Annotated in this window: 27 protein-coding genes and 1 pseudogene; 6 read left to right on the top strand and 22 right to left on the bottom strand. The window is 64.8% G+C overall.

Annotation, left to right across the window (positions count from 1 at the left end; genetic code table 11):
* Positions 1 to 2: 2 nt before the first annotated feature.
* From mce to E2I15_RS05680, 20 genes are all read right to left on the bottom strand, one after another.
* Positions 3 to 407 (bottom strand): methylmalonyl-CoA epimerase, encoded by a 405-nt coding sequence (gene mce, locus E2I15_RS05775; RefSeq protein ID WP_016841811.1) that lies wholly within the window; start codon positions 405 to 407, stop codon positions 3 to 5.
* A gap of 71 nt (positions 408 to 478) precedes the next feature.
* The gene (locus tag E2I15_RS05770; protein WP_137477843.1) at positions 479 to 2,149 is read right to left on the bottom strand and encodes a ribonuclease J; all 1,671 of its coding nucleotides are present in this window, start codon (positions 2,147 to 2,149) and stop codon (positions 479 to 481) included.
* A complete protein-coding gene (locus E2I15_RS05765) occupies positions 2,149 to 2,955 on the bottom strand; it encodes a biotin--[acetyl-CoA-carboxylase] ligase (RefSeq protein WP_137477913.1) in 807 nt (268 codons plus the stop codon). Before E2I15_RS05765 ends, E2I15_RS05770 begins: the two co-directional genes overlap by 1 nt.
* Before the next feature lie 61 nt (positions 2,956 to 3,016).
* A complete protein-coding gene (gene nuoN, locus E2I15_RS05760) occupies positions 3,017 to 4,453 on the bottom strand; it encodes an NADH-quinone oxidoreductase subunit NuoN (protein WP_137477842.1) in 1,437 nt (478 codons plus the stop codon).
* Between the two features lie 10 nt (positions 4,454 to 4,463).
* Positions 4,464 to 5,978, bottom strand: coding sequence for an NADH-quinone oxidoreductase subunit M (locus tag E2I15_RS05755; protein WP_069276816.1), 1,515 nt, complete (start codon positions 5,976 to 5,978; stop codon positions 4,464 to 4,466).
* Positions 5,979 to 8,051, bottom strand: a complete 2,073-nt coding sequence (gene nuoL, locus E2I15_RS05750; RefSeq protein WP_137477841.1) for an NADH-quinone oxidoreductase subunit L — start codon at positions 8,049 to 8,051, stop codon at positions 5,979 to 5,981. It lies immediately after the preceding gene.
* 8 nt (positions 8,052 to 8,059) lie between these two features.
* Positions 8,060 to 8,368 (bottom strand): NADH-quinone oxidoreductase subunit NuoK, encoded by a 309-nt coding sequence (gene nuoK / locus E2I15_RS05745; protein ID WP_027537255.1) that lies wholly within the window; start codon positions 8,366 to 8,368, stop codon positions 8,060 to 8,062.
* Positions 8,365 to 9,003, bottom strand: coding sequence for an NADH-quinone oxidoreductase subunit J (locus tag E2I15_RS05740; protein WP_137477840.1), 639 nt, complete (start codon positions 9,001 to 9,003; stop codon positions 8,365 to 8,367). The genes nuoK and E2I15_RS05740 overlap by 4 nt, the downstream gene beginning before the upstream one ends.
* Positions 9,004 to 9,012: 9 nt before the next feature.
* Positions 9,013 to 9,507 (bottom strand): NADH-quinone oxidoreductase subunit NuoI, encoded by a 495-nt coding sequence (nuoI, locus tag E2I15_RS05735; protein ID WP_018271854.1) that lies wholly within the window; start codon positions 9,505 to 9,507, stop codon positions 9,013 to 9,015.
* 7 nt (positions 9,508 to 9,514) lie between these two features.
* The gene (nuoH, locus tag E2I15_RS05730; protein WP_018271855.1) at positions 9,515 to 10,585 is read right to left on the bottom strand and encodes an NADH-quinone oxidoreductase subunit NuoH; all 1,071 of its coding nucleotides are present in this window, start codon (positions 10,583 to 10,585) and stop codon (positions 9,515 to 9,517) included.
* Positions 10,586 to 10,595: 10 nt separating this feature from the next.
* Complete coding sequence (nuoG, locus tag E2I15_RS05725) at positions 10,596 to 12,671, bottom strand: NADH-quinone oxidoreductase subunit NuoG (RefSeq protein ID WP_137477839.1); 2,076 nt, start codon at positions 12,669 to 12,671, stop codon at positions 10,596 to 10,598.
* Positions 12,672 to 12,678: 7 nt separating this feature from the next.
* Complete coding sequence (locus tag E2I15_RS05720; RefSeq protein WP_137477838.1) at positions 12,679 to 13,167, bottom strand: hypothetical protein; 489 nt, start codon at positions 13,165 to 13,167, stop codon at positions 12,679 to 12,681.
* An 8-nt stretch (positions 13,168 to 13,175) separates the two neighbouring features.
* Positions 13,176 to 14,501, bottom strand: a complete 1,326-nt coding sequence (gene nuoF / locus E2I15_RS05715) for an NADH-quinone oxidoreductase subunit NuoF (protein ID WP_137477837.1) — start codon at positions 14,499 to 14,501, stop codon at positions 13,176 to 13,178.
* Between the two features lie 19 nt (positions 14,502 to 14,520).
* On the bottom strand, positions 14,521 to 14,733 hold the full coding sequence (locus E2I15_RS05710) for a hypothetical protein (RefSeq protein WP_137477836.1): 213 nt from the start codon (positions 14,731 to 14,733) through the stop codon (positions 14,521 to 14,523).
* Positions 14,733 to 15,344 (bottom strand): NADH-quinone oxidoreductase subunit NuoE, encoded by a 612-nt coding sequence (nuoE, locus tag E2I15_RS05705; protein WP_016847752.1) that lies wholly within the window; start codon positions 15,342 to 15,344, stop codon positions 14,733 to 14,735. The genes E2I15_RS05710 and nuoE overlap by 1 nt, the downstream gene beginning before the upstream one ends.
* A 41-nt stretch (positions 15,345 to 15,385) precedes the next feature.
* A complete protein-coding gene (locus tag E2I15_RS05700) occupies positions 15,386 to 16,582 on the bottom strand; it encodes an NADH-quinone oxidoreductase subunit D (protein WP_069276821.1) in 1,197 nt (398 codons plus the stop codon).
* Positions 16,579 to 17,196, bottom strand: a complete 618-nt coding sequence (locus E2I15_RS05695) for an NADH-quinone oxidoreductase subunit C (RefSeq protein ID WP_137477835.1) — start codon at positions 17,194 to 17,196, stop codon at positions 16,579 to 16,581. Before E2I15_RS05695 ends, E2I15_RS05700 begins: the two co-directional genes overlap by 4 nt.
* A gap of 10 nt (positions 17,197 to 17,206) precedes the next feature.
* A complete protein-coding gene (locus E2I15_RS05690) occupies positions 17,207 to 17,752 on the bottom strand; it encodes a NuoB/complex I 20 kDa subunit family protein (protein ID WP_018271859.1) in 546 nt (181 codons plus the stop codon).
* A gap of 50 nt (positions 17,753 to 17,802) precedes the next feature.
* A complete protein-coding gene (locus E2I15_RS05685; RefSeq protein ID WP_018271860.1) occupies positions 17,803 to 18,168 on the bottom strand; it encodes an NADH-quinone oxidoreductase subunit A in 366 nt (121 codons plus the stop codon).
* A 214-nt stretch (positions 18,169 to 18,382) separates the two neighbouring features.
* Positions 18,383 to 18,898 carry a MarR family winged helix-turn-helix transcriptional regulator gene (locus E2I15_RS05680; RefSeq protein WP_137477834.1) on the bottom strand — a complete coding sequence of 172 codons (516 nt, stop codon included), beginning with the start codon at positions 18,896 to 18,898 and terminating at the stop codon, positions 18,383 to 18,385.
* A gap of 130 nt (positions 18,899 to 19,028) precedes the next feature.
* Here E2I15_RS05680 and E2I15_RS05675 point away from each other — a divergent pair, with 130 nt between their 5' ends.
* Positions 19,029 to 20,219: an aromatic ring-hydroxylating dioxygenase subunit alpha gene (locus E2I15_RS05675; RefSeq protein WP_137477833.1), complete on the top strand. Its 1,191-nt coding sequence runs from the start codon at positions 19,029 to 19,031 to the stop codon at positions 20,217 to 20,219.
* 44 nt (positions 20,220 to 20,263) lie between these two features.
* Positions 20,264 to 21,556, top strand: a pseudogene (locus E2I15_RS05670) (spinster family MFS transporter).
* On the opposite strand, the gene E2I15_RS05665 reads toward E2I15_RS05670, so the two are convergent.
* Together E2I15_RS05665 and E2I15_RS05660 are read right to left on the bottom strand one after the other, a co-directional pair.
* Positions 21,553 to 22,368: an alpha/beta fold hydrolase gene (locus tag E2I15_RS05665; RefSeq protein ID WP_137477832.1), complete on the bottom strand. Its 816-nt coding sequence runs from the start codon at positions 22,366 to 22,368 to the stop codon at positions 21,553 to 21,555. The pseudogene E2I15_RS05670 and the gene E2I15_RS05665 sit on opposite strands and share 4 nt — an antisense overlap.
* Positions 22,369 to 22,488: 120 nt before the next feature.
* Positions 22,489 to 23,502: a TRAP transporter substrate-binding protein gene (locus tag E2I15_RS05660; protein WP_170991442.1), complete on the bottom strand. Its 1,014-nt coding sequence runs from the start codon at positions 23,500 to 23,502 to the stop codon at positions 22,489 to 22,491.
* A gap of 200 nt (positions 23,503 to 23,702) precedes the next feature.
* On the opposite strand from E2I15_RS05660, the gene E2I15_RS05655 reads away from it, so the two are divergent.
* The 4 genes from E2I15_RS05655 (at position 23,703) to E2I15_RS05640 (ending at position 25,248) form a co-directional block, all read left to right on the top strand.
* Positions 23,703 to 23,906, top strand: a complete 204-nt coding sequence (locus tag E2I15_RS05655) for a hypothetical protein (protein WP_137477830.1) — start codon at positions 23,703 to 23,705, stop codon at positions 23,904 to 23,906.
* A gap of 192 nt (positions 23,907 to 24,098) precedes the next feature.
* Complete coding sequence (locus E2I15_RS05650; protein ID WP_137477829.1) at positions 24,099 to 24,743, top strand: haloacid dehalogenase-like hydrolase; 645 nt, start codon at positions 24,099 to 24,101, stop codon at positions 24,741 to 24,743.
* Positions 24,744 to 24,841: 98 nt separating this feature from the next.
* Positions 24,842 to 25,042 carry a hypothetical protein gene (locus E2I15_RS05645; RefSeq protein WP_137477828.1) on the top strand — a complete coding sequence of 67 codons (201 nt, stop codon included), beginning with the start codon at positions 24,842 to 24,844 and terminating at the stop codon, positions 25,040 to 25,042.
* Between the two features lie 14 nt (positions 25,043 to 25,056).
* Positions 25,057 to 25,248, top strand: coding sequence for a hypothetical protein (locus E2I15_RS05640; protein ID WP_137477827.1), 192 nt, complete (start codon positions 25,057 to 25,059; stop codon positions 25,246 to 25,248).
* Positions 25,249 to 25,389 lie beyond the last annotated feature (141 nt).

Genomic DNA, 25,389 nt, shown 5'->3' with positions numbered 1-25,389 from the left:
CCTCAGGCCTGTTCGATCTCGACCAAGGCGCCGGAAAAGTCCTTCGGGTGGAAGAACAGCACCGGCTTGCCGTGTGCGCCGATCTTCGGCTGGCCGTCGCCCAGCACCCGTGCACCCTCGGCGATCATGCGGTCACGGGCCGCGATGATGTCGGGCACGTCGTAGCAGACATGATGGATGCCGCCGTCGGCATTGCGCTCGACGAATTTCGCGATCGGCGAGGCCTCGCCGAGCGGCTCGATGAACTCGATCTTGGTGTTCGGCAGCGTCACGAACACGGTGATGACGCCGTGCTCCGGCAACGGCACCGCATCGGAAATCTCGGCATTGAAGGCGGTGCCGTAGATCTTCGCGGCCTGCTTGGCGTCCTTGACTGCGATCGCGACGTGATTGAGCCGGCCCAGCATCTCTTTCTCCCTTTGGTTGAGCATGATCTTTTCGGAGAACCGCTTCGCGCTTTTCCGGATCACGCTTAGGCTCAAACCGTCAGAACGTGCACGACGCAGATCGGCTTCTTGCCCCATTGCTCGTTCAGCGCCGCCCGCACCGCGCGCCGCACCGATTCCCCCAGCGCGTCCGGATCGCGCCGCCGCGGCTTCGGCAGGCCCTCGATCGTCGATACCACCACATCGAACACGATGTCGTCGAGCAGTTCGCCTGCCGCATTGTTCTCCGGCATGCCGACCAGATCAACCTCGGGATCGTCGACGAGCTCGCCCTGCTCGGTCATGGCGATGGCGACGAAGGCGCAGCCGGCAAAGCCCATCCGCCGCCGCTCCACCACCGCGCGCGACTTGGCGTCCTCCAGGATGGTTCCGTCCTTGTAGAGCCGGCCCGCCGGCACCTCACCGATGATGCCGGGCTCGCCGGGCCCGAGCTTGACGAGGTCGCCGTTGCGGCAGGTCAGGACCTTGGGCACGCCGGCGGCGCGCGCCAGCTTGGCGTGCTCGGCCAGATGCAGCGCCTCGCCATGGACCGGGATCAAGAGCTGCGGCCGCACCCAGGAGATCATGTCGCGCAGCTCGTCGCGACGCGGGTGGCCGGAGACGTGCACCAGGTGCTCGCGGTCGGTGATGATCTCGACGCCCTGCATGACCAGATTGTTGATGATCGAGCCGACCGCCTTCTCGTTGCCGGGAATGGTGCGGGAGGAGAAGATCACGGTGTCGCCCTTGTTCAGGGTGACCTGCGGATGGTCGTCATTGGCGATCCGGGCCAGCGCCGCGCGCGGCTCGCCCTGGCTGCCGGTGCACAGCGCCAGCACCTTGTCGGCCGGGAAATGGCCGTAATAGTCGAAGCTGCGGAATTTATGCGAGCTATCGAGGTAGCCGCATTCGCGCGCGACCTGCACCACGCGCTCCATGGCGCGGCCGACCACGACCACCTCGCGATCGGCGGCGTTGGCGGCGTCCGCCACCGCCCGCACCCGCGCGACATTGGAGGCGAAGGTCGTGACCGCGACCCGGCCCTTGGCCGCCTTGACCAGCTTCTTGATGGTGGCGGCGACCTCGGTCTCCGACGGCGAGCGCCCGTCGCGCACCGCATTGGTGGAGTCGCCGACCAGCGCCAGCACGCCTTCATCGCCGAGTTCGCGCAGCCGCCGCTCGTCGGTCGGCTGGCCGATGATCGGGGTCGGATCGATCTTCCAGTCGCCGGTATGCAGCACGGTGCCGACATCGGTCTTGATCGCCAGCGCGTGCGATTCCGGAATCGAATGCGCGACCGGGATGAACTCGACATTGAACGGACCGATATCAACCCGCCCACCCGACGGGATCACCGTGACCGGGATTTTTGGCGGGTTGCGCTCGGCGGCGCATTTGGCCTCGAACAGCGCCGCGCTGAATTGCGTCGCGTAGATCTTGCAGCCGAGCTTCGGCCAGAGATCGATGATGGCGCCGAAATGATCCTCATGGGCGTGCGTCAGCACGAGGCCCACCAGATTGTTGCGCTCCTTCTCAAGGAAGCGGACGTCGGGCATGATCAGGTCGATGCCCGGAAGATGCTCCTCGTCGCCAAACGAGACGCCGAGATCGACCGCGAGGAAGGACCGCTGGTGGCGGTTGCCGAGGCCGTAGATCGACAGGTTCATGCCGATCTCGCCGACGCCGCCGAGCGGCGCAAAGGTGAGCTCGTCGGGACGCGCCATCAGACCGCCTTCACCGAGGCTGCGGTGCCGAAATAGACCTCGCCGGCGGTCACGGGCAGGCGCTCGCCGTCAGCGGTGCGGACGATCAGGCAGCCGGTATCATCGATGGTGTCGAACGTGCCCTCAAGGGTCGCCGAGCCGGTCTGGACCGCGACCTTCTCGCCGAGGCCGGCCGCGCGCTCCAGCCACAGCCTGCGGATCTCGGGGAAGCCGCGGCCGTCGTCCCAAATGCCGCGAAACCCGACCCAGGCGTCCGACAGCGCGGCAAACAGCTCCTCCGCCCCGATCTGGATGCCGAGCGCCGCGAGCGATACGGCCGGCGTCGGCGTCCCTTCGGGTGCTGCGACGACATTGGTGCCGATGCCGACCACGACCGCCAGCCGGCTCCCGATGGCCTCGGCTTCGAGCAGGATGCCCGAGAGCTTCTTGCCGTTGGCCAGTACGTCGTTCGGCCATTTCAGGGTGAACTTCGGGCTGTCCGGCCCGAGCCGCAGCGCCGCCTCGATGCTGACCTTCCGCAGCGCGGCTTCAAGCGACAGCCCGGCGGCAAAGCCGAGGGTGGCGGCGACTGCCGGCTGCACGTCCGTCACCTCGAGGATCGTGCTGGCGAGATTGCCGCGCGGCGCGACCCAGACCCGCTGCCGACGCCCGCGGCCCGCGGTCTGTTCGGGCGTCACAAACCACATCGGCCCCTGCTCGCCGTCGCGGGCGCGCAGCATCGCCTCGGCATTGGTCGAGCCGATCTGATCGAAGGCGGCGAGCCGGTAGCCCGCCGCTATGGCCCGAGGCCCGAGCGTGAAGGTCATGTCGGAGTTATGCGCATGATTGGTTCCGAAAGCCAGCATCCCGATTTCGGAACCGCCCGCGTCAAAATAGTGATTTGGCTGCTGCCGTAGCCACACTCACCAGCGGGCCCGGATAGGCGAAGTAGAAGATGTTGAAGATGCCCGCGACCGCCAGCACGGTGCGCAGCTCGACGCGGACCGGGTCGAGCTTGCCGAGCGGCTGGTCGAAATACATCACCTTGACGATCGACAGATAGTAGAACGCGCCCACCACGCTGGTGAGCACGCCGATCACGGCGAGCGTGAACAGATTGGCCTTGATCGCCGCGACGAACACGTACCACTTGCCGAAGAACCCGGCGAGCGGCGGCACGCCGGCCAGCGAGAACAGCAGCATCGCGAAGATGAAGGCGAGCAGCGGATTGGTGCGGGACAGTCCGGCGAAATCGCTGATCTGCTCCAGCGCCTGGCCGTTCCGCTTCATCGCCAGGATGATGCTGAAGGAACCGAGCGTCATCGCGACATAGATCGCAATGTAGATCAGAACGCCCTGGGCGCCCTCAACCGTGCCGGAGGCGAGGCCGACCAGCGCAAAACCCATATGGCCGATCGAGGAATAGGCCATCAGGCGCTTGATGTTGGTCTGGCCGATCGCGGCGAACGAGCCCAGCGCCATCGAGGCGATCGCCACGAACACCAGGATCTGCTGCCACTGGGTGACGATGCCCGGGAACGCGGTCAGCGTCGCGCGGGTGAACACCGCGAGCGCCGCGACCTTCGGGGCGGACGCGAAGAACGCCGTCACCGGCGTCGGCGCGCCCTCATAGACGTCCGGCGTCCACATGTGGAACGGCACTGCCGAGACCTTGAAGCAGAGGCCAGCGAGCAGGAACACCAGGCCGAACACGATGCCGATGCTGCCGGTGGTCGCCGCCGCCGCGATGCCGGCGAAGCTGACGGTGCCGGTGAAGCCGTAGATCAGCGATGCGCCGTAGAGCAGCATGCCCGACGACAGCGCACCGAGCACGAAATACTTCAGGCCCGCCTCGCTCGACTTGGCGTTGTCGCGCTGGCTGGCGGCGACGACGTAGAGCGCAAGGCTCATCAGCTCGAGGCCGAGATAGAGCGAGATCAGGTCGCCGGCCGAAATCAGCACCATCATGCCGAGCGTCGACAGCAGCACCAGGATCGAAAACTCGAAGTTGCGGCTCGAGGGCTGAGACAGGTACTCGGTCGACAGGATCAGCGTCGCCGCCGAGGCGATCAGCGCGAGGACCTTCAGGAAGCGGGCGAAATCATCGACGATGAAGCTGCCGCCGAAGGTCACGAGCTTGCCGGCCGGCAGCCAGAGCTCCAACGCGCCAGTCAGCACCAGGAGACAGATCGCGAGCGCCGTGACGAGCCGCGTCGTCCCCTGTCCGCGATAGGCTCCGATCATCAACAGCACCATGGCGCCGACCGCGAGCACCAGCTCCGGCAGCACCGGCTGCAACTGATAACCTGCACTGGAAAAGCTCATGACGAGGGCCTTACTGGACGGTCAGCGCGGCTGCCTTCACGGCAGTCACGGCGGTTTGGTAGTTGTTGACGAGCTGCTGGACCGAGGCGGCCGACATGTCGAGCACCGGCTTCGGATAGACGCCGAACAGGATGGTCAGCGCGATCAGTGGGAACAGCGTCACGCATTCGCGGAAGGTGAGATCCTTGATCGACATCAGGGATGGCTTGACCAGCGCGCCGAACACCACCTTGCGATAGAGCCAGAGCGCGTAACAGGCCGACAGGATCACGCCCGTGGAAGCGAAGAATGCCGTCGGCAGCGAGATTTTGAAGGTGCCGAGCAGCGTCATGAACTCGCCGACGAATCCGCTCGTGCCCGGCAGACCGACATTGGCCATGGTGAAGACCATGAAGGTCAGCGCGTAGAGCGGCATCCGGTTGACGAGGCCGCCATAGGCCGCGATCTCGCGGGTGTGCATGCGGTCGTAGACGACGCCGACGCAGAGGAACAGCGCGCCGGAGACGATGCCGTGCGAGACCATCTGGAACATGCCGCCGGCGACACCCTGCGTGGTCACCGCGAAGATGCCCATGGTGACGAAGCCCATATGCGCGACGGACGAATATGCGATCAGCTTCTTCATGTCCTCCTGCATCATCGCCACCAGCGAGGTGTAGATGATGGCGATGACCGACAGCACGAACACGAACGGCGCGAAGTCGTGCGAGGCCAGCGGGAACATCGGCAGCGAGAAGCGCAGGAAGCCGTAGCCGCCCATCTTCAGCAGGATCGCGGCCAGGATCACCGAGCCCGCCGTCGGCGCCTCGACGTGCGCGTCGGGCAGCCAGGTGTGCACTGGCCACATCGGCATCTTCACCGCGAACGAGGCGAAGAAGGCCAGCCACGCCCAGGTCTGCATCGACCGCGGCACCGCGGTGTGCATCAGGGTCGGGATGTCGGTCGTGCCGGCGTTCCAGTACAGCGCCATGATGGCGAGCAACATCAGAACCGAGCCGAGGAAGGTGTAGAGGAAGAACTTGAACGACGCATAGACCCGGCGCGGGCCGCCCCAGACGCCGATGATCAGGAACATCGGGATCAGGCCGCCCTCGAAGAACAGGTAGAACAGCACGAGGTCGAGCGCCGAGAAGGTGCCCACCATCAGCGTTTCCAGGATCAGGAACGCCATCATGTATTCGCCGACGCGCTGCGTCACCGACTTCCAGCTCGCGATGATGCAGAGCGGCATGATCGCGGTGGTCAGGATGATCAGCGGCAGCGAGATGCCGTCGACGCCCATGTGGTAAGTGATGCCGGTGGCGAGCCAGGACGCCTTCTCGACGAACTGGAAGTCGGTCGAGGCCGGATCGAAGCGCGCCACCAGGATCAGCGAGATCGCGAAGGTGATCAGCGTGGTCCAAAGCGCGATCCAGCGCGCCGTGCGGCTCGCGGTCTCGTCACCGCCCCGCGCCAGCAGATAGACCAGGATCGCACCGACCGCCGGCAGGAACGTCGTGACCGAAAGGATGGGCCAGGTTGTCATTTACTGGCCTCCCAAGCCGAACATGAACCAGGTGATCAATCCGGCGGCCCCGATCAGCATCGCGAATGCGTAGTGATAGAGGTAGCCGGTCTGCAATTTCACGACGTTGCGGGTGACGTCAAGCACGCGGGCGGAGACGCCATCGGGACCGAAGCCGTCGATGATGAAGCCGTCGCCCTTCTTCCACAGCGTGTAGCCGAGCCACTTTGCCGGACGCACGAAGATCCAGTCGTACAGCTCGTCGAAGTACCATTTGTTGAGCAGGAACTGGTACAGCATCGGCTGCTGGCGAGCGAGTTCGACCGGCAGATACGGCCTGCGGATGTAGAACAGATACGAGATGAACAGGCCGAGCGCCATCATCACGGTGGGCAGCGGCGCGAGCCAGCCCGGCATGTGCTCCATGTTCTCGAGGATGTGCGGGTTCATCTTCACGGACTCGCGGAAGAACTCCTCGACGCCGTGCGGGTTGACGAACAGCTCCTTGAACGGCAGGCCGGCCAGGATCGAGCCGGCGGCAAGCACGCCGATCGGCACCAGCATCCACACCGGGCTCTCATGCGCCGCCTCATAGTGCTTCTGGTCGTGCGGCTCGCCGAAGAACGTCTTGAAGATCAGACGCCAGGAGTAGAACGAGGTCAGGCCGGCGGCCGCGATCGTCAGCAGATAGGCATAGGCGGCGAACGGATTATGCGCCGCATAGGCCGCCTCGATGATCGCGTCCTTGGAGAAGTAGCCGGCAAACAGCGGGAAGCCGGTCAGCGCCAGGGTGCCGATGCACATCACCGCGAAGGTGTACGGGATCTTGCGCCACAGCCCGCCCATGTTGCGGATGTCCTGCTCGTGATGCATCGCGTAGATCACCGAGCCGGACCCTAAGAACAGCAGCGCCTTGAAGAACGCGTGCGTGAACAGATGGAACATGCCGACCGAATAGGCCCCCGCTCCCATCGCCACGAACATGTAGCCAAGCTGCGAACAGGTCGAATACGCGACGATGCGCTTGATGTCGTTCTGCACGAGGCCAATCGTGGCGGCGAAGAACGCCGTGGTCGCGCCGAAAAACATCACCACCGCCTGCGCGGTCGGAGACAGCTCGAACAGCGGCGACAGCCGCGCCACCATGAAGACTCCGGCGGTGACCATGGTCGCGGCATGGATCAGCGCCGACACCGGGGTCGGACCTTCCATCGCGTCCGGCAACCAGGTGTGCAGCAGGAACTGGGCCGACTTGCCCATCGCGCCCATGAACAGCAACAGGCAGGTCGGGGTCAGCGCGTCGACCTGCCAGCCGAAGAAGTTGATGGTCTTGCCGGTCAGACCGGGCGCGGCGTGGAAGATGGTCTCGAAATCGGTCGAGCCGACCAGCGCGAAGATCGCGAAGATACCGAGCGCGAAGCCGAAGTCGCCGACGCGGTTGACCACGAAGGCCTTGATCGCCGCGGCATTGGCCGACGGCTTCTGGTACCAGAAGCCGATCAGGAGGTAGCTCGCCAGACCCACACCCTCCCAGCCGAAGAACAGCTGCACGAGGTTGTCTGATGTCACCAACATCAGCATCGCGAAGGTGAACAGCGAGAGATAGCCGAAGAAGCGCGGCCGGTTCGGATCCTCGTCCATGTAGCCGATGGAATAGAGGTGGACGAGCGCGGACACCGTGTTGACCACGACCAGCATCACCGCCGTCAACGTGTCGACCCGCAGCGTCCAGGCCACTTGCAGGTCGCCCGAGGTGATCCAGGGCAGCAGTACGACGCGCGCGTCATGGTGCATGAAGCCGACATCGACCAGCGCAAACCAGGACAGCGCCGCCGAGACGAACAGCAGGCCCGTGGTGATCAGCTCGGCGAGGCGCGAGCCCGCCGCCGGCGGTTCGGAGACGTGGTGGTCGTCATGGCCATGGTCATCATGGCCGTGATCGTCATGGGCCGCGGAGGCATGGGCATCGCCATGCGCATCGTCGTGATGGTCGACGGTGTCGCCGCTCGGGCAGCGCGCATGGGCACCGACCAGCGAGATAATGCCTGCGAGGATGGCGCCCAGCAGAGGCAGGAATACGATTGCCTGAACCATAACTGCGCCTAGCCCTTCATCAGATTGACGTCTTCAACCGCGATCGAACCGCGGTTGCGGAAATACACCACCAGCACGGCGAGGCCGATCGCGGCCTCGGCGGCGGCCACCGTCAGAACCAAGAGCGCGAACACCTGGCCGACGATGTCGCCGAGGAAGGTCGAGAACGCCACCAGGTTGATGTTGACCGACAGCAGGATCAGCTCGATCGACATCAGGATGACGATGATGTTCTTGCGGTTGAGGAAGATGCCGAGGATCCCGAGCGTGAACAGGATCGCGCCGACCGCGAGATAGTGTCCGAGCCCGATCGTCATTTCACCCACTCCGCCGCGTCGGCATCCTGCAGGCCCTGCCCCGACGCCACCTTGCGCATCGCCATCGCCATCTCGGGCGTGCGCGCGTTCTGCACGTTGATGTTCTGCCGCTTGACCTTGGCCTTGTGGCGCAGCGTCAGCACGATGGCGCCGATCATCGCGACCAGCAGCACCATGCCGGCGAGCTGGAAGTAATGGATGTACTTCGTATAGAGCACGAGGCCGAGCGCCTCGGTGTTGCTGACATTGGTCGGGATCGCAGCCGTGATCGTCTTGGTGACCTGCGGGTTGATCACCCAGGCGCCGACCACGAGCAGGAGCTCGAACAGGAAGATGCCGCCGATCACGATGCCGATCGGCAGATACTGGATGAAGCCCTCGCGCAGCTCGACGAAGTCGACGTCGAGCATCATGATCACGAACAGGAACAGCACCGCGACGGCGCCGACATAGACCACGATCAGCATCATCCCGAGGAACTCGGCGCCCATCAGGATGAACAGCCCGGCCGCGTTGACGAAGGCCAGGATCAGGAACAGCACGGAGTGCACGGGATTGCGCGAGACAATCACCATGACCGCCGAGGCCACGCAGACCGCGGCAAACAGATAGAAGAACAGCGCCGGAAGGATCATGCCCTCACCTCACCGGTACGGCGCGTCGAGCGCGATCGACTTCGCGATCTCGCGCTCCCAGCGGTCGCCATTGGCGAGCAGCTTGGCCTTGTCATAGTACAGTTCCTCGCGGGTCTCGGTCGCGAATTCGAAATTCGGTCCCTCGACGATGGCGTCGACCGGGCATGCCTCCTGGCACAGGCCGCAATAGATGCACTTCACCATGTCGATGTCGTAACGCACCGTGCGGCGGGTGCCGTCGTTGCGGCGCGGGCCGGCTTCGATCGTGATCGCCTGCGCCGGGCAGATCGCCTCGCACAGCTTGCAGGCGATGCAGCGTTCCTCGCCGTTCGGATAGCGGCGCAGCGCGTGCTCGCCGCGGAAGCGCGGCGAGATCGGGCCCTTCTCGAAGGGATAGTTCAGCGTCGGCTTCGGCTGGAAGAAATAGCGCATCGCGAGGAAGAACGCCGAGACGAATTCCGACAGTAGAAGCGAGCGGGCTGTTGCGTTGACATTGACACTCATGACGGCCTCACTTCGGCGCGATGCCGGCGAACTGCAGCACGCCGGCCACGATCACCACCATCGCCAGCGACAGCGGCAGGAACACCTTCCAGCCGAGCCGCATCAGTTGATCGTAGCGGTAGCGCGGCACGATCGCCTTCGCCATCGCGAACATGAAGAACATGAAGAACACCTTCAGGGCGAACCAGACGATGCCCGGAATCCAGGTGAACGGCGGCAGATTGACCGGCGGCAGCCAGCCACCCAGGAACAGGATCGACGCCAGCGCGCACATCGTGGTGATCGCGACGTACTCGCCGAGCATGAACAAAAGATACGGGGTCGAGCCGTATTCGGTCATGAAGCCGGCGACCAGTTCGGATTCGGCTTCCACCAGGTCGAACGGCGGACGGTTGGTTTCCGCGAGCGCCGAGACGTAGAACACCACGAACATCGGAAATAGCGGCCACACATACCAGTTCAGGATGGTGAGCTGCGGCAGGCCGATAAGGTGCGCAAGCCCGCGGGTGTTCTGCGCCTCGACCACGGCCGACAGGTTCAGCGAGCCGACGCAGAGCAGCACGGTGATGATGACGAAGCCGATCGAGACCTCGTAGGACACCATCTGCGCCGCCGAGCGCAGCGCGGCCAGGAACGGATACTTCGAGTTCGACGACCAGCCGGCCATGATGATGCCGTAGATCGACAGCGACGAGATCGCGAAGATGTAGAGAACGCCGACATTGATGTCGGAGATCACCCAGCCGAGATCAAACGGGATCACGGCCCAGGCGGCCAGCGCCAGGATGCACGACACCAGCGGCGCCAGCAGAAACACGCCCTTGTTGGAGCCGGACGGAATCACCGGCTCCTTCAGCACGAATTTCAGGAGGTCGGCGAAGGATTGCAGCAAACCGAACGGCCCGACCACGTTGGGGCCGCGGCGGATCTGCACCGCCGCCCAGATCTTGCGGTCGGCGAGCAGGATGTAGGCGATCGCGATCAGGAGCACGACCAGCAGCAACAGGCTCTCCGCGACCATGATGATCAGCGGCCAGAGGAAGCCGGTCCAGAACGAGCTTGCGAAGAATTCAGCCATCAGGTCACGCTCACTCCGCTGCCGTCAGCATTCGGCCCGACGCCAGCCGCGAGCATTCCGCCATCACGGCAGAGGCCCGCGCGATCGGGTTGGTCAGATAGAAATCCTCGACCGTCGGCTTGAATGCCGCCTTGTCGACGCTGCCGCCCTTGCCTGCCAACGCCTTGACGTCGTCGGGCTTGCCGGCCTCGATCTCGTCGAGCCGCATCAGATGCGGATGGGCCTTGAACATCGCTTGCCGCAGCACCTGCAGCGAGTCGAACGGCAGCTTCTTGCCGAGCACGTCGGACAGCGCGCGGATGATCGCCCAGTCCTCGCGGGCCTCGCCCGGCGGGAACGCGGCGCGGTTGGCGATCTGCGCCCGGCCCTCGGTGTTGACGTAGATGCCGGATTTCTCGGTATAGGCCGCGCCCGGCAGGATGACGTCGGCGCGATGCGCGCCCTGGTCGCCATGGGTGCCGATATAGACCACGAAGGTGCCGTCCGGCGCCTTGATCTCGTCGGCACCGAGCAGGAACAGCAGGTCCAGCGTGCCGAACGTCGTCATCTGCGCCGTGGTCAGGCCACCAGCCGAGGGCGAGAAGCCGATATCGAGCGCGCCGGCGCGCGAGGCGGTATCCTGCAGCACGGCAAAGCCGTTCCAGCCGTCCTTCAGTGCGCCGACGTCGACGGCGAGCTTGGCGGCCTGCGCCAGCACCGCCGCGCCGTCGTGCCTGGTGTAGGCGCCGGCGCCGACCAGGATGATCGGATGCTGCGCGTTCTTCAGCACGTCGGCAAAGGAGTGCTTGCCGGCGACGAGATCGGCCAGCGTGTCGGTTCCCGCACCGAGATAGTCGTGGTCATAGGTGAAATCGGCCTTGGCCCCGATCATGCCGACCTTGAGCCCGCCGGTACGCCAGCGCTTGCGGATCCGCGCGTTCAGCACGGCGGCTTCCTTGCGCGGATGCGAGCCGATGATCAGGATCGCGTCGGCCTGGTCGATGCCGGCAATGGTCGGATTGAAGATGTAGGAGCCGCGGCCAGCCTTGGCATCGAACGCATCGCCGCCCTGCACGGCGAGATTGACCGATCCGAACTTCGCGAGCAGCTCCTTCAGCGCATACATTTCGTCGACCGCGGCGAGATCGCCGGCGATCGCGCCGATCCGCTTGCCGTCGCTGCGGCCGGCCCTGGCGGCGATCGCGGCGAAGGCTTCCTGCCAGGTCGCCGGCCGGAGCTGGCCGTTCTCGCGCACATAGGGCCGGTCGAGGCGCTGCGTGCGCAGGCCGTCGACGACGTGGCGGGTCTTGTCGGAGATCCACTCCTCGTTCACCGCCTCATTGATGCGCGGCAGGATGCGCATCACCTCGCGGCCGCGGGTGTCGACGCGAATCGCAGATCCCACGCCGTCCATGACGTCGACCGACTGGGTCTTGCCGAGCTCCCAGGGCCGCGCCGCGAAGGCGTAAGGCTTCGAGGTCAGCGCGCCGACCGGACAGATGTCGACCAGGTTGCCCTGCAGCTCCGAGCTCAGCGCCTGCTCGAGATAGGTGGTGATCTCCATGTCCTCGCCGCGCCCGGTCGCGCCCATTTCCGGGGCGCCACAGACTTCGGCGGAGAAGCGGACACAGCGCGTGCACTGGATGCAGCGGTTCATCGAGGTCTTGACCAGCGCGCCGAGATACTTGTCCTCGACCGCGCGCTTGTTCTCGGCGAAACGGCTGGTGTCGACGCCGTAGCCCATCGCCTGGTCCTGCAGGTCGCACTCGCCGCCCTGGTCGCAGATCGGGCAGTCCAGCGGATGGTTGATCAGCAGGAACTCCATCACGCCTTCGCGCGCCTTCTTGACCATCGGCGAACGGGTCGAAATCTCCGGCGGCTCGCCCTTCGGGCCCGGACGGCAGTCGCGCACGGCCCAGGCGCAGCTCGCGACCGGCTTCGGGCCGCCCTTCACCTCGACCAGGCACATCCGGCAATTGCCGGCGATCGACAGCCGCTCGTGATAGCAGAAGCGCGGAATCTCTGCGCCGGCCGCCTCGCATGCCTGCAGCAGCGTGTACTCCGGCGGCACATCGATCTCTTTGCCATCGACGATGATCTTGCTCATGTCTGTCTCAAGTCTTTCCGAGCTTGCAGTCGGGCGGTGCGACGCTCGCGGTTTTCAATGAGGTCTTCACCCATTGCTGGGTGTCGGCGCCGTAGGTCGCGAGATAGGCAGGCTGCGCCTGGTTCTTCTCGCAGAGGAACGGCAGATGCGGTTTCAGGTCGTAGTCACACGATGCCTGCCATTCGCGTTTGTCGGCGAATGCGGCAAAGGTCTCCTCGCAGGCATAGAGGAAATACGAGACAAAACTCTCATATTGGGACCGCTCTTCGCGACCGGCGGCCTTGATGGCCTCGTAATCGGGCTGAGCGAATTTCGGATTCTGGAATGCGAGATCGGTGTAGCCGAGAAACGCCGAACGCGCGCTGGAAGCGCGGTTCGAGGTGCGGATTTCGTTGATCTGCAGCAGGATTGCAACAAAGCCGAGCAGCGCCACGGTCGCCTGCGCCATCTGCGCAAGCGTCCCGTATTTCTGCCACCATGCGGCCTGTTGCGTCATCGCCAGCATTACTCCGCGGCTACCATGTGCATGGGATCGCGAACGCCCTGATCGTCGAGATCGGCCTTGTGCGAATACTGGTCGATACGCTCTTCGATCTCGTGTCGGAAATGCGCGATCAGGCCCTGGATCGGCCAGGCAGCGGCGTCGCCGAGCGCGCAGATGGTGTGGCCCTCGACCTGCTTGGTGACCTCGAGCAGCATGTCGATCTCGCGCTTGTGGGCACGGCCCTCGGCCATACGGGTCAAGACGCGCCACATCCACCCGGTGCCCTCGCGGCACGGCGTGCACTGGCCGCAGCTCTCATGCTTGTAGAAATAGGAGATGCGCGCGATCGCCCGGATCAGGTCGGTCGACTTGTCCATCACGATCACCGCCGCGGTGCCGAGGCCCGAGCGCAGCTTGCTCAAGCTGTCGAAATCCATCGGCGTGTCGATGATCTGCTCGGCCGGCACCATGCGCACCGACGAGCCACCGGGGATCACGGCCTTCAGATTGCCCCAGCCGCCGCGGATGCCGCCGCAATGCTTCTCGATCAGCTCGCGGAACGGAATCCCCATCGCCTCTTCGACGTTGCAGGGCCGCTCGACGTGACCGGAGATGCAGAACAGCTTGGTGCCGACATTGTTCGGCCGGCCGATGCCGGCGAACCAGGCGGCGCCGCGGCGCAGGATGTCGGGCGCGACCGCGATCGACTCGACGTTGTTGACGGTGGTCGGGCAGCCATAGAGGCCGACATTGGCCGGGAACGGCGGCTTCAGCCGCGGCTGGCCCTTCTTGCCCTCGAGGCTCTCGAGCAGCGCGGTCTCCTCGCCGCAGATATAGGCTCCGGCGCCGTGCGCGACATAGATGTCGAACGGCCAGCCATTGATATTATCCTTGCCGACCAGCTTGGCCTCATAGGCCTGGTCGATCGCCGCCTGCAGCCGCTCGCGCTCGCGGATGAATTCGCCGCGGATATAGATGTAGCAGGCATGCGCACCCATCGCGAAGCTCGCGAGCAGGCAGCCTTCGACCAAGAGATGCGGATCGTGCCGCATGATCTCGCGGTCCTTGCAGGTGCCGGGCTCCGACTCGTCGGCGTTGACGACGAGGTAGCTCGGACGGCCGTCCTTGGATTCCTTCGGCATGAAGGACCACTTCATGCCGGTCGGGAAGCCGGCGCCGCCGCGGCCGCGCAGGCCGGACGCCTTCATCTCGTTGATGATCCAGTCGCGCCCCTTGTCGATAATCCGCTTGGTGCCATCCCAGGCGCCTCTGCGGCGCGCGCCCTCGAGGCCCCAATCATGCAGGCCGTAGAGGTTCTTGAAGATGCGGTCCTTGTCGTCGAGCATGCTCAAAACTTTCCGAACATCACCGATTGGCTTGCGAATAAGCGAGCCCGGCGGCGCAGCCGCCGAACACGATGGCCCACAACAGGCTGGATTCCGCCGTGGCGCTCAGGCCGTAGCGTTGCAGCACGAACATGAAGCCCGCCGCGACAGCGGTATGCAGGGCAATCGTGCGCCAGGCCTTCATCGCAGCGCCCCTTCCCGTCTCATTTGCCAGCACCTGAAAGCCCGCCATCAGGTGGTTTCCTTCAGCGTCGTCGGCCCGCCTGCGGGCGCCGAGAACTGACGGTCGATCTGCGGGCCCGGCTTCGGCGGATTGCCGGCGGCAAAGCCGTCGAGCACCTTGCCGAAGCTTTCCTTGGTCAGGTCCTCATAGGTGTCCTTCCAGATCAGCACCATCGGCGCGTTCACGCAGGCCCCTAGGCACTCGACCTCTTCCCAGGAGAAGTTGCCGTCCTTCGACAGCTGGAAGGGATCGTGATGGATGCGATGCTGGCAGACCTCGATCAGGTCGGCAGCGCCGCGCAGCCGGCACGGCGTGGTACCGCACACCTGCACATGGGCCTTCTTGCCGACCGGCGAGAGCTGGAACATGGTGTAGAAGGTCGCGATCTCGAGCATGCGGATATGCGGCATCTCGAGCAGGTCGGCGACGGCGCGGATCGCCGCTTCCGAGACCCAGCCGTCGTGCTGCTCCTGCACCCGCCACAGGATCGCGATCGCGGCCGAGGCCTGCCGGCCCGGCGGATATTTCTCGATCTGCTTCTTGGCCCAGGCGAGATTCTCGTCCGTGAACGTGAAGCTCGCGGGCTGCAATTCCTTCGGGGCAAGGCGGCGGACGGACATCGATCAAACTCTCATTGCGCGCGGTGCGGATGCGGACATCGTCACCGGTCGACCTCGCCGAACACGATGTCCAGCGAGCCCAGGATGGCGGAAACGTCGGCCAGCAGATGGCCCTTGCAGATGTGATCCATCGCCTGCAGATGGGCGAAGCCCGGCGCGCGGATCTTGCACTTGTAGGGCTTGTTGGTGCCGTCGGCGACGAGGTAGACGCCGAACTCGCCCTTCGGCGCCTCGACCGCGGCATAGACTTCGCCGGCCGGCACGTGCACGCCTTCGGTGTAGAGCTTGAAGTGATGGATCAGCGCTTCCATCGAGCGCTTCATCTCACCACGGCGCGGCGGCGCGATCTTGTTGTCCTCGACCACGACCGGACCCTGCCCGTCGGGTGCTTTGAGCTTCTGGATGCACTGCTTCATGATGCGCACCGACTGGCGCATCTCTTCCATGCGGATCAGATAGCGGTCGTAGCAGTCGCCGTTCTTGCCGATCGGGATGTCGAAGTCCATCTCGGCATAGCACTCGTAGGGCTGCGACTTGCGCAGGTCCCAGGCTGCGCCCGAGCCGCGCACCATCACGCCGGAGAAGCCCCACTCCCAGGCTTCCTTCAGCGGCACCACACCGATATCGACGTTGCGCTGCTTGAAGATGCGGTTGCCGGTGAGCAGCCGATCGAGGTCGTCGACCACCTTGAGGAACGGATCGCACCACGCCTCGATGTCGTCGATCAGCTTCGGCGGCAGGTCCTGATGCACGCCGCCGACACGGAAGAACGCCGCGTGCATGCGCGAGCCCGAGGCGCGCTCGTAGAACACCATCAGCTTCTCGCGCTCTTCGAAGCCCCACAGCGGCGGGGTCAGCGCGCCGACGTCCATCGCCTGTGTGGTGACGTTGAGCAGATGCGACAGGATGCGGCCGATCTCGCAATACAGCACGCGGATCAGCTGGCCGCGGCGCGGCACTGTGATGCCGAGCAGCTTTTCCGCCGCGAGACAGAACGCATGCTCCTGGTTCATCGGCGCGACGTAGTCGAGCCGGTCGAAATAGGGAATCGCCTGCAGATAGGTCTTGTGCTCGATCAGCTTCTCGGTGCCGCGGTGAAGCAGGCCGATATGCGGATCGACGCGCTCGACGACTTCGCCGTCGAGCTCCAGCACGAGGCGCAGCACGCCGTGCGCCGCCGGATGCTGCGGCCCAAAGTTGATGGTGAAGTTACGAAGGTTTTGCGGCTGTTCATTCATGGCTTCGGCTCCGCCTTGGCCTTTTCATCGCCGGGCAGCGGATAGTCCGCGCCTTCCCAGGGCGAAAGGAAATCGAACTTGCGGAATTCCTGGTTGAGCCGGACCGGCTCATACAGCACCCGCTTCTCCTGGTCGTCGTAGCGAACCTCGACGAAGCCGGTGAGCGGGAAATCCTTGCGCAGCGGATGACCGTCGAAGCCGTAGTCCGTCAACAGGCGGCGCATGTCCGGATGACCGATGAAGATCACGCCGTAGAGGTCGTAGGTCTCGCGCTCGAACCAGTCGGCGCCCGGGAAGACGCCGATGATCGACGGCACCTGCGTGGTCTCGTCTGCCTGCCCGCGCAAACGGATGCGCGTGTTCAGCGTCGGCGACAGCAGATGGTAGACGACATCGAAACGCTTCTCGCGGCTCGGATAGTCGACCGCGGTCACGTCGGTAACGTTGACGAAGCGGCAGCCGGGATCGTCACGCAGAAACCTGGCGACGTCCACGATTCTGCCAATCTCGACGTCGATAATGAGTTGATTGAACGCGACCGAGTGCGCCGTGGCCGCGCCCGGAAGCGCGCTCACGATCGTCTGCCCAAGGGCGTCGAGCTTGCCGTCGTCCATACCTGAAACCTTAGCGTTCGATGGTGCCGATACGGCGGATCTTCTTCTGCAGCAGCAGCACGCCGTAGAGCAGCGCTTCCGCCGTGGGCGGGCAGCCCGGCACGTAGATATCGATCGGCACGATGCGATCGCAGCCACGCACCACCGAGTAGGAGTAGTGGTAGTAGCCGCCGCCATTGGCGCAGGAGCCCATCGAGATGACGTAGCGCGGCTCCGGCATCTGGTCGTAGACCTTGCGCAGCGCGGGCGCCATCTTGTTGGTCAGGGTACCCGCGACGATCATCACGTCGGACTGCCGCGGCGAGGCACGCGGCGCGAAGCCGAAGCGTTCGACGTCATAGCGCGGCATCGAGACCTGCATCATCTCGACCGCACAGCAGGCGAGACCGAAGGTCATCCACATCAGGGAGCCGGTGCGCGCCCAGGTGATGAGGTCATCGGCCGCGGCGACGAAGAAGCCCTTGTCGGACAGCTCGTGATTGACCTCGAGGAAAAACGGATCATTGGCGCCGACCGGCTTGCCGGTCGACGGATCAAGAATACCCTTCGGAGCCATGGCGATCTCAGATTTGGCTATCGCCGGCCGGGAGGTTGCGGCGGTGGGGCTCAATCCCATTCGAGCGCGCCTTTCTTCCATTCGTACGCAAACCCGACCGTCAGCACGGCCAGGAACACCATCATCGACCAGAACCCGGTGGCGCCGAGCTTTCCGAACGCCACGGCCCAGGGGAACAGGAACGCCACTTCGAGGTCGAAGATGATGAAGAGGATCGCCACCAGATAGAAGCGGACGTCGAACTTCATGCGGGCGTCGTCAAAAGCGTTGAATCCGCATTCATACGCGGACAGCTTTTCCGGGTCCGGCGATTGGAAGGCGACCAGGAACGGCGCGATCAGGAGCGCCAGACCGATCAGGCTCGCAACTCCGATAAAGACCACAAGTGGAAGATAATTCTGCAGGATGCCGGTCATCGGCGAGGCCTTCTTGCTGCGGTTTCGGACGTGCCGCAGATTCGTTGATTGGAATTGTTCTTGAGGCTTTAGCGCAGCGCAACAGGGGGCGCAAGACAAGCTATTTTGACGCTTTTACCGTCCTTCCGGCGGGCTCTCGGCCTCGTCAGGCGGATGCGCTTGCCTCCATGGGCAACGCTGCGGCAGCCATCCTGTGCCCTGCGCTCTTGCCATATCAGCCCAGCCTCCGTTCGGCAGCGAGCATCTCGGCGGCGGTCAGGGTAAGCCGATCGATGTGTCCGAGCAGCAGCTCGAGATCCGCGGGCGCAAGCTGTTCCAGCAGGCGCCGGTTCCGCTCCTGCGCGCCGGCCACGATTGCATCATGGGCGGCCAGGCCGGCCTTGGTAAGCGAGACCAAGGTCTCCCGATTGTCGCGCGGATTGGCTGCCTTCGCCACCAGCTTGCGCGCCACGAGCTCGGCGAGTGCCCGGCTGATCTGCCCCTTGTCCATGCCGACGGCCTCGGCGAGCCGCACCACGCTCATCGGCGGCCGCCGGCCGAGCGAGGCGACCAAGCCGAACTCGACCGAGGACAGGCCGGTCAGGCGCTTGTAGCGCAGCATCGCGCCGCGCCTGAGCAGGTTCGCCAGCACCATCAGCCGCGACGACATCATCGCGGTGATCGGCGCCAGTTCGGAATCGACAACGGCCTCCGGCGGCAAGGCCCTCTCAGTCCTGAGCTTCTCGGTCATCACCAACCTCTGCCAACAAAGCCGCGCGCTGCCAAGCCGAACGAGATCGTTGACATTGTCATCGATCTATCGTTGACTTGGTCAACGATAGATCAGCCGCCGGCGCCAGACCAGCGGCCGGGAGGACAACATGACGATCACCCAGCGGGACCGCGATCTCGGCACGGCCTATGCGATGAAGCCGTCCGGCACCCGGACCGAGCTCACCTCGGTCGGCCGCGGCACGCCGATGGGCGAGTTGCTGCGCCGGTATTGGCACCCGGTCGGCCTCACCGGTGACGCCACCGATATCCCCAGAAAAGTCCGCGCGCTTGGCGAAGACCTGATCCTGTTCCGCGACCGGCATGGCCGGGTCGGCCTGCTGCATGCGCGCTGCTGCCACCGCGGCACCACACTCTATTACGGCAAGGTCGAGGAAGACGGCATCCGCTGCTGCTATCACGGCTGGAAGTTCGACACCGAGGGCCGCTGCCTCGAACAACCCTGCGAGCCCGACGGCGGCCTGTTCAAGGACAAGGTGCGCCAACCCTGGTATCCGGTGCAGGAACGCTACGGCCTGATCTTCGCCTATATGGGCCCGGTCGAGAAGAAGCCGGTGCTGCCGCGCTACGAGTGTCTGGAAAACATGGACGACGGCGAGTTCGTCGAGGCCGACGATTCCTCGATCGGCGGCGGCGGCCCTGCCGTGATCCCCTGCAACTGGCTGCAGCATTTCGAGAACGTCGCCGACCCCTACCATGTGCCGGTGCTGCACGGCTCGTTCTCGGGGCCGCAGTTCACCAACGTGATGGCCTCGATGCCCGAGGTGAAGTTCGAGATGTCGCCGCGCGGGGTCGCGGTGCGTTCGATCCGCAGGCAGGACGACGGCAAGGTGTTCTATCGCGTCACCGAGGCCGCCCTCCCGACACTCCGTGTCGTGCCCAATCCGCGCGTCGCGCAGTTCGCGCGCGTCGAATCGATCGGCTGGACCTTGCCGATCGACGACACCTCGTTTCGCATCTACGTCGCCGGCCGGGTCAAGAACGCGGGCGATATCGGGCGGATGCGCTCGAAATTCAACGGCAAGTTCTGGTGGGACATGACCGAGGCCGAGCACCAGCAATTCCCCGGCGACTACGAGGCCCAGGTCGGCCAGGGCGCGGTGACGATCCATTCGCAAGAGCATTTTGCCCAGAGCGACCGCGGCATCCTGATGATCCGCCGGATGCTCTCTGATCAGCTCGAGGCCATGGCCACCGGCCGCGACCCGATCGGGGTGTCGTTCGACGCCGACACGAGGCCGATCGAATTCGAGGCAGGGAACTACATCCGCGAGGTGTAAGGCCCGCGCGCAAGCAACGCCAGAGAAGATCTGGGGAGGAGGTCATGGTCGATGTGGCACCGCAAGCGGCCGCGCCAACCCAAGCTGCGGCCGCGCCATTGGCGCGCCGCTACTACGTCCTCGCCTTGCTCACGATCATCTAGGCCCTCAACTTCCTCGACCGCACCATCTTCAACGTGCTGATCGAACCGATCAAGAAGGAGTTCACGCTCAGCGACACCACGATCGGCCTGCTCGCCGGGTTCGGCTTCGTGCTGTTCTATTCGCTGCTCGGTATTCCCATCGCGCGGATGGCCGATCGCCTCAGCCGCCGCAACATCGTAGCGATCGCCTTCGCGTTCTGGAGCGCGATGACCTATCTCTGCGGCCTCGCCTCCAGCGTCACGACGCTGGCATTGGCCCGGGTCGGCGTCGGCATCGGGGAGTCAGCGGGAACGCCGGCCTCGCAATCGATGATCGCCGATCTCTTCGACAAGAACGAACGACCGCGCGCGCTCGGCATCTATGCGATCGGCACCTATCTCGGCGTCTTCCTCGGCTATTTCATCGGCGGCTATGTCAACCAGCACTATGGCTGGCGGATGGCGTTCTTCACCGCGGGCCTGCCCGGCATCGCGCTCGCCGCCGTGCTGTGGCTGACGATCACCGAACCGAAGCGCGGCGCAATGGCCGAGACCTTCAAGGCCGAACCGATCGGGCCGACGCTGCGCTTCCTGGTAGCGCAGCCGAGCTTCGTCATCGTGCTGGTCGGCTTTTGTCTGACGACCTACACCAATTACGCCACTGCGGTGTGGATCCCGCCGTTCCTGGCGCGCATCCATCACCTCACCAGCGCCGAGATCGGCACCTATGCCGGCACCTTCAAGGGTCTCGCCGGCATGGCGGGCACGCTGGTCGGCGGCCTCGTGGTGGCGCAGATCGGCCGCAGCGACGACCGCTGGAAGCTGTGGGCGCCCGCGATCATGTCCGGTCTCGCCGGCCCGATGTTCGCGCTGTGCATGCTGACGCAAAGCTTCACGCTGATGGTCGCGACCCTGGCGCTGACCTCGTTCATGGTCGGCTTTCATCTCGGCCCGATCTTTGCGATCGCGCAGACGGTGGCAAAGCCCAGCATGCGCGCGCTGGCCTCGGCGATCGTGCTGCTGACCGCGACCTGCTTCGGCCAGGGCGTCGGCCCCCTCGCCGTCGGCATGATCAACGACGCGCTGAAAAGCACCTACGGCGTCGATGCGGTTCGCTACTCGCTGCTGTCGGCCGGGCTCACGACGACGCTCGGTGCCCTGCTGTTCGCCTGGGCGGCACGCGCGATCCGCGCCGACATCGCGCGCGCGAGCTAAGCATCCATGAACGCCAGCAGGTCAGCCATCAAGCGCGCGCTGTGCGTCAGCGGCAACGCGTGCGGCGCGCCTTCATAGACGGCCAGCCTGCTTCCTTTGATCAGCTTTGCCGTCTTCGCGCCGGTCAGCTCGAGCGGTGCGCTGGCATCCTTGTCGCCATGCACGATCAGCGTCGGGCAATCGATCCCGCTCGCCGCGGCACGCAGATCGGCAAAGGAAATGGTCGTGCGGCAGGCCAGCGCCACCGGCAGCGGCACGCTCAGCATCATCTCCCTGATCCAGGCCCGCGTCACCTCAGGTGTGTCGGGCATGAAGAACGGCGCTTCGTTCTCGCCCATCCATTTCGAAAAGTCCTGCGCGATCGCCGCATTTTGCGCGTCGACCATCGCTCTCGGCACGGCGTCCGGATTATCCTCGGTCTGCACGATGAACGGCGTGGTCGGCGCCACCAGCACCAGCCGCGCGATTCTCTCTCCGCCATAACGCGCCAGATAGTTCACCGCCTCGATCGATCCCATCGAATGCGCGACGATCGTGACGTCGTGGAGATCACGCTGCTCGATCACGGCGGCGACGTCATCGGTTAGCGTGTCGAGATCGTATCCCGCCATCGGCATGTCAGAGCGGCCGTGTCCGCGCCGGTCAGGCGCGACGCAGCGAAAACCCTTGGCGTTGAGCGCCACGATCTGGCTACCCCAGATGCTGGCATTGAACGTCCAGGCGGCAAGCAGCAGCACCGGCCGGCCCGAGCCCCAATCCTGCACGAACAGCTTTGTGCCGTCTCTGGCGGTTGCATGAAGCGGTTGGGCCATCGGGTATCTCCCTTTGCGGATCGATCGGCACCCATCGCCGCCGATGCACCGACCATCGCAAAGGGAGATCGCACGCGCGATTACGCGTCGGGTAATCGCGCGCGTGATGTCAGGCTGCGCTCACGTCAGCTTGCCGGTGTATTTCTCCAGCGCCGCCCAGGCGTCCGCGCCGTAAGTCTTCTGCCACTGCGTGTAGAAGCCGGCCTTCACCAACGCGGCCCTGAACTGCACGGGATCGGGCTTGTTGAACGTCATGCCCTTCTCGGTCAGCTCGGCCTGCAGCGAGCGGTCCATCTCGACCAGATCGGCGCGCTCCTTCACCGCCGCGGCGTCGAACGCGGCATTGATGAGCTCGAGCAGATCGGGCGGCAGGCCCGCCATCGCGCGGCGGTTGCCGAGGATCCAGTAACCGCTCCAGCAATGGTTCGAGAGCGCGCAGAATTTCTGCACCTCGTAGAGTTTTCCGGTGGAGACCTGCGCCAGCGGATTCTCCTGCCCTTCAACGATGTGGGTCTGCAGCGCCGAATAGAGCTCGCTGTAGGAGATGCTCGATGGCAATGCGCCGAGCCCTGAGAACAGCGACGTCAGCAATGCCGTCACCGGCACGCGGATCTTGAAACCCTTGAGATCGTCGACGCTGTTGAGCTGCCGGCTCGACGACGAGGTGATCTGGCGGAAGCCGTTGTCCCAGACTTTCTTCAGCGGCACGACGCCGGTCTTCGCGATCGCCTCGCGCACGAGATCGCCGACGCCGCCGTCCATCGCCGCCCAGACCTGGTCGTAGGACTGGAAGGCGAAACCGATGCTGGGCAGCCCCGACAGCGGCACGAGCGTCGACAGCGTCATGCTGGGCGCCGCCAACAGTTCGATCCCGCCGGCCCGGACCTGCGACAGCATCTCCGGATCGCCGCCGAGCTGGCTGTTGGCGAACACCGTGATGTTGACCCGGCCGGACGACTGCGCGCCGACCGCCTTGGCGGCTTCGGTCAGGCGGATTGTTAGCGGATGGGTTTCCGGAGTGTTGACGCCGAGCTTGAGATCGAACTCGGCGGCGGCAAGGGCTGGCTTACCAAACATCGTGGCGGCAACTGCGGCAGAACCGGTTCCCAGCAGTCGGCGGCGGGTTATGCTCATTGTTTTCATTATTGTTTTTCTCCCAAGCGCAGTTCCGCGCCTGGGGTCAGTTTTAGCCGGCCGCGAGTGTGACGCAAGGCACGGTGAAACCAATCCGCCCGTGGCACGAAACCATTTCCGGGAACTCACGAAACGATCCGGAAACAGATGGGGCTTACCAGTACCTGCCATAGACGGCGCACAGACGCCCGGAGGCGACCATGAACCACTCGATCCATTCAGCTGACCGCGCGACCCATCTCAAGATTGTGGTGGTTGCCCTTGTTGCGGCGATCGGGATTGCGGCGCTCGGCATCTCGGCCCGGAACAACGCGGATTTCACCCAGACTGCCCAGACGACGCAGGTCGTCAAGGCCGGCAAACCGGTAGCGATCACCTCCTCGGGCACCTCGACGGTCCGCTAAAGATTTCTGCTGGCTTCCACAGGAAAGACGGCCGCCCTCGGGCGGCCTTTTTGTTGGTCCCGATCGTCTCAAGCTCGGACCAGGATGGTGTGGCCTTTGCGAGCAGGTTCGGCTACGGCGGTTGCAGGACCACCGAGACCGGAGTGCGCACAATCGACGTGTGCAAGGTCGCAACCCGGCTGAGCGCCGCGAATGACTGAGCCTCGCCTCGCCGGCGACGACATCGCGAAGCCGCAGGATGCTTCCCGCACCGACGGGTTGTCCCCTTTGCTCGGCCTCCCGGCATCGCTGCCGCTCGTACTCGACCTCGACGGCACGCTGATCACCGGCGATCTGCTCTATCTGAGCTTCTTCTCGATCCTGCGCCGTAATCCGTTGATCGTCGTGTCATGCGCCGCTTGGCTCACGCGCGGCCGCGCGGCATTGAAGCGCCGGCTCGCACAGCGCGAGCACATCGACTGGAGCCGGATCGAACTGCACCAGGACGTCGTTGCATTGGCCGAGCGCGAGAACGCGGCCGGCCGCCGCATCGTGCTGGCAACTGCTGCCGACGCGCTGCTCGCACAGAAGCTGGCATCACGCCTGCCTTGGATCGACCAGGTGCTCGCCTCCGACGGCGAACATAATCTCAAGGGCGCCAACAAGGCCGACCTGTTGCGGAAGACATTTCCCGAGGGCTTCATCTACGCCGGCGACAGCGCCTCCGACCTCGCGGTCTGGGCCCACGCTGCCGGCATCATCACCGTCAATGCCCGCGAAGCCGTGCGCGCCGCCGCGGCCGGGCTCGGCAGGCCGACGCTGCAGCTGCAGGGCCGCGCGGCCGCGGCGAAATCTTAACCGCGTCCTAACTTGGTCGCTCGATTGCAATCCGCTCCGCGACCCCAGTCTTAAAAGTTGTTCGGCTAAGGTCGGCATCAACAGAGGCGCAGGCCACAATGAATTTGCAGCAGCAAGTAATTTCAACCGGCTTCAAGATCATCTGCACGGATTGCGGCAGCCTGGCGATCAAGCTCGCCGATCCGGCGCACGCATCCGGCGATACCATCATCGAATGCCGCCGCTGCAATGCGGTGCGCGGCACGGTGGCTGACCTGCACAACCTGGCGCGGCACGGCCGCGACCTGTTCGAATTCTAACCGCGGCCCCGCCGATGCTGTCAGACCCGAAGGCAACCGTGCAGGGCGACGTTCCCTTGGACACGGTCTGGTCGATCCTCGAGGCCGCCAACGAATTGGGCGACACCCACACGGTTGACGCCTGCCGCCGCGTGATCGACGCCAATCTGCGCGGCGACACGCCGCGACAATCCGACCTCAACGCAGTCGCCGCATTCTTTGCCTGATCAAGGCAAAGTGTTGCCGTTCTGTGAATTCAATAAGGCGTCGCGGTGACGAAGCGCCGGGCAGAAACATAACAACACAGACCGAGATATTGCTTAACTTGCTTCGTCCAGGGCCGACCGGCTAGCTGCCTGGCAGCTTTC

It is taken from the genome of Bradyrhizobium sp. BR2003, from assembly GCF_009720285.1.
Classification (GTDB): domain Bacteria; phylum Pseudomonadota; class Alphaproteobacteria; order Rhizobiales; family Xanthobacteraceae; genus Bradyrhizobium; species Bradyrhizobium elkanii.
The sequence above is the reverse complement of the archived record's forward strand: the minus strand, read 5'-3'. Positions and strand labels throughout refer to the sequence as shown.

Excerpts from the sequence above, each read along its gene's own strand:
- E2I15_RS05700 (WP_069276821.1), bottom strand. The coding sequence starts at position 16,582 with ATGAATGAACAGCCGCAAAACCTTCGTAACTTCACCATCAACTTTGGG.
- E2I15_RS05660 (WP_170991442.1), bottom strand. The coding sequence starts at position 23,502 with ATGAGCATAACCCGCCGCCGACTGCTGGGAACCGGTTCTGCCGCAGTT.
- E2I15_RS05665 (WP_137477832.1), bottom strand. The coding sequence starts at position 22,368 with ATGGCCCAACCGCTTCATGCAACCGCCAGAGACGGCACAAAGCTGTTC.
- E2I15_RS05720 (WP_137477838.1), bottom strand. The coding sequence starts at position 13,167 with ATGACGCAACAGGCCGCATGGTGGCAGAAATACGGGACGCTTGCGCAG.
- nuoI (WP_018271854.1), bottom strand. The coding sequence starts at position 9,507 with ATGAGTGTCAATGTCAACGCAACAGCCCGCTCGCTTCTACTGTCGGAA.
- nuoE (WP_016847752.1), bottom strand. The coding sequence starts at position 15,344 with ATGTCCGTCCGCCGCCTTGCCCCGAAGGAATTGCAGCCCGCGAGCTTC.
- nuoG (WP_137477839.1), bottom strand. The coding sequence starts at position 12,671 with ATGAGCAAGATCATCGTCGATGGCAAAGAGATCGATGTGCCGCCGGAG.
- nuoN (WP_137477842.1), bottom strand. The coding sequence starts at position 4,453 with ATGAGCTTTTCCAGTGCAGGTTATCAGTTGCAGCCGGTGCTGCCGGAG.
- E2I15_RS05755 (WP_069276816.1), bottom strand. The coding sequence starts at position 5,978 with ATGACAACCTGGCCCATCCTTTCGGTCACGACGTTCCTGCCGGCGGTC.
- E2I15_RS05650 (WP_137477829.1), top strand. The coding sequence starts at position 24,099 with ATGACTGAGCCTCGCCTCGCCGGCGACGACATCGCGAAGCCGCAGGAT.
- E2I15_RS05770 (WP_137477843.1), bottom strand. The coding sequence starts at position 2,149 with ATGGCGCGTCCCGACGAGCTCACCTTTGCGCCGCTCGGCGGCGTCGGC.
- nuoL (WP_137477841.1), bottom strand. The coding sequence starts at position 8,051 with ATGGTTCAGGCAATCGTATTCCTGCCTCTGCTGGGCGCCATCCTCGCA.
- nuoF (WP_137477837.1), bottom strand. The coding sequence starts at position 14,501 with ATGCTCGACGACAAGGACCGCATCTTCAAGAACCTCTACGGCCTGCAT.
- E2I15_RS05675 (WP_137477833.1), top strand. The coding sequence starts at position 19,029 with ATGACGATCACCCAGCGGGACCGCGATCTCGGCACGGCCTATGCGATG.
- E2I15_RS05765 (WP_137477913.1), bottom strand. The coding sequence starts at position 2,955 with ATGACCTTCACGCTCGGGCCTCGGGCCATAGCGGCGGGCTACCGGCTC.
- nuoH (WP_018271855.1), bottom strand. The coding sequence starts at position 10,585 with ATGGCTGAATTCTTCGCAAGCTCGTTCTGGACCGGCTTCCTCTGGCCG.
- E2I15_RS05695 (WP_137477835.1), bottom strand. The coding sequence starts at position 17,196 with ATGGACGACGGCAAGCTCGACGCCCTTGGGCAGACGATCGTGAGCGCG.
- E2I15_RS05690 (WP_018271859.1), bottom strand. The coding sequence starts at position 17,752 with ATGGCTCCGAAGGGTATTCTTGATCCGTCGACCGGCAAGCCGGTCGGC.
- E2I15_RS05740 (WP_137477840.1), bottom strand. The coding sequence starts at position 9,003 with ATGATCCTTCCGGCGCTGTTCTTCTATCTGTTTGCCGCGGTCTGCGTG.
- E2I15_RS05655 (WP_137477830.1), top strand. The coding sequence starts at position 23,703 with ATGAACCACTCGATCCATTCAGCTGACCGCGCGACCCATCTCAAGATT.
- mce (WP_016841811.1), bottom strand. The coding sequence starts at position 407 with ATGCTGGGCCGGCTCAATCACGTCGCGATCGCAGTCAAGGACGCCAAG.
- E2I15_RS05640 (WP_137477827.1), top strand. The coding sequence starts at position 25,057 with ATGCTGTCAGACCCGAAGGCAACCGTGCAGGGCGACGTTCCCTTGGAC.
- E2I15_RS05680 (WP_137477834.1), bottom strand. The coding sequence starts at position 18,898 with ATGACCGAGAAGCTCAGGACTGAGAGGGCCTTGCCGCCGGAGGCCGTT.
- nuoK (WP_027537255.1), bottom strand. The coding sequence starts at position 8,368 with ATGACGATCGGGCTCGGACACTATCTCGCGGTCGGCGCGATCCTGTTC.
- E2I15_RS05710 (WP_137477836.1), bottom strand. The coding sequence starts at position 14,733 with ATGGCGGGCTTTCAGGTGCTGGCAAATGAGACGGGAAGGGGCGCTGCG.
- E2I15_RS05685 (WP_018271860.1), bottom strand. The coding sequence starts at position 18,168 with ATGACCGGCATCCTGCAGAATTATCTTCCACTTGTGGTCTTTATCGGA.
- E2I15_RS05645 (WP_137477828.1), top strand. The coding sequence starts at position 24,842 with ATGAATTTGCAGCAGCAAGTAATTTCAACCGGCTTCAAGATCATCTGC.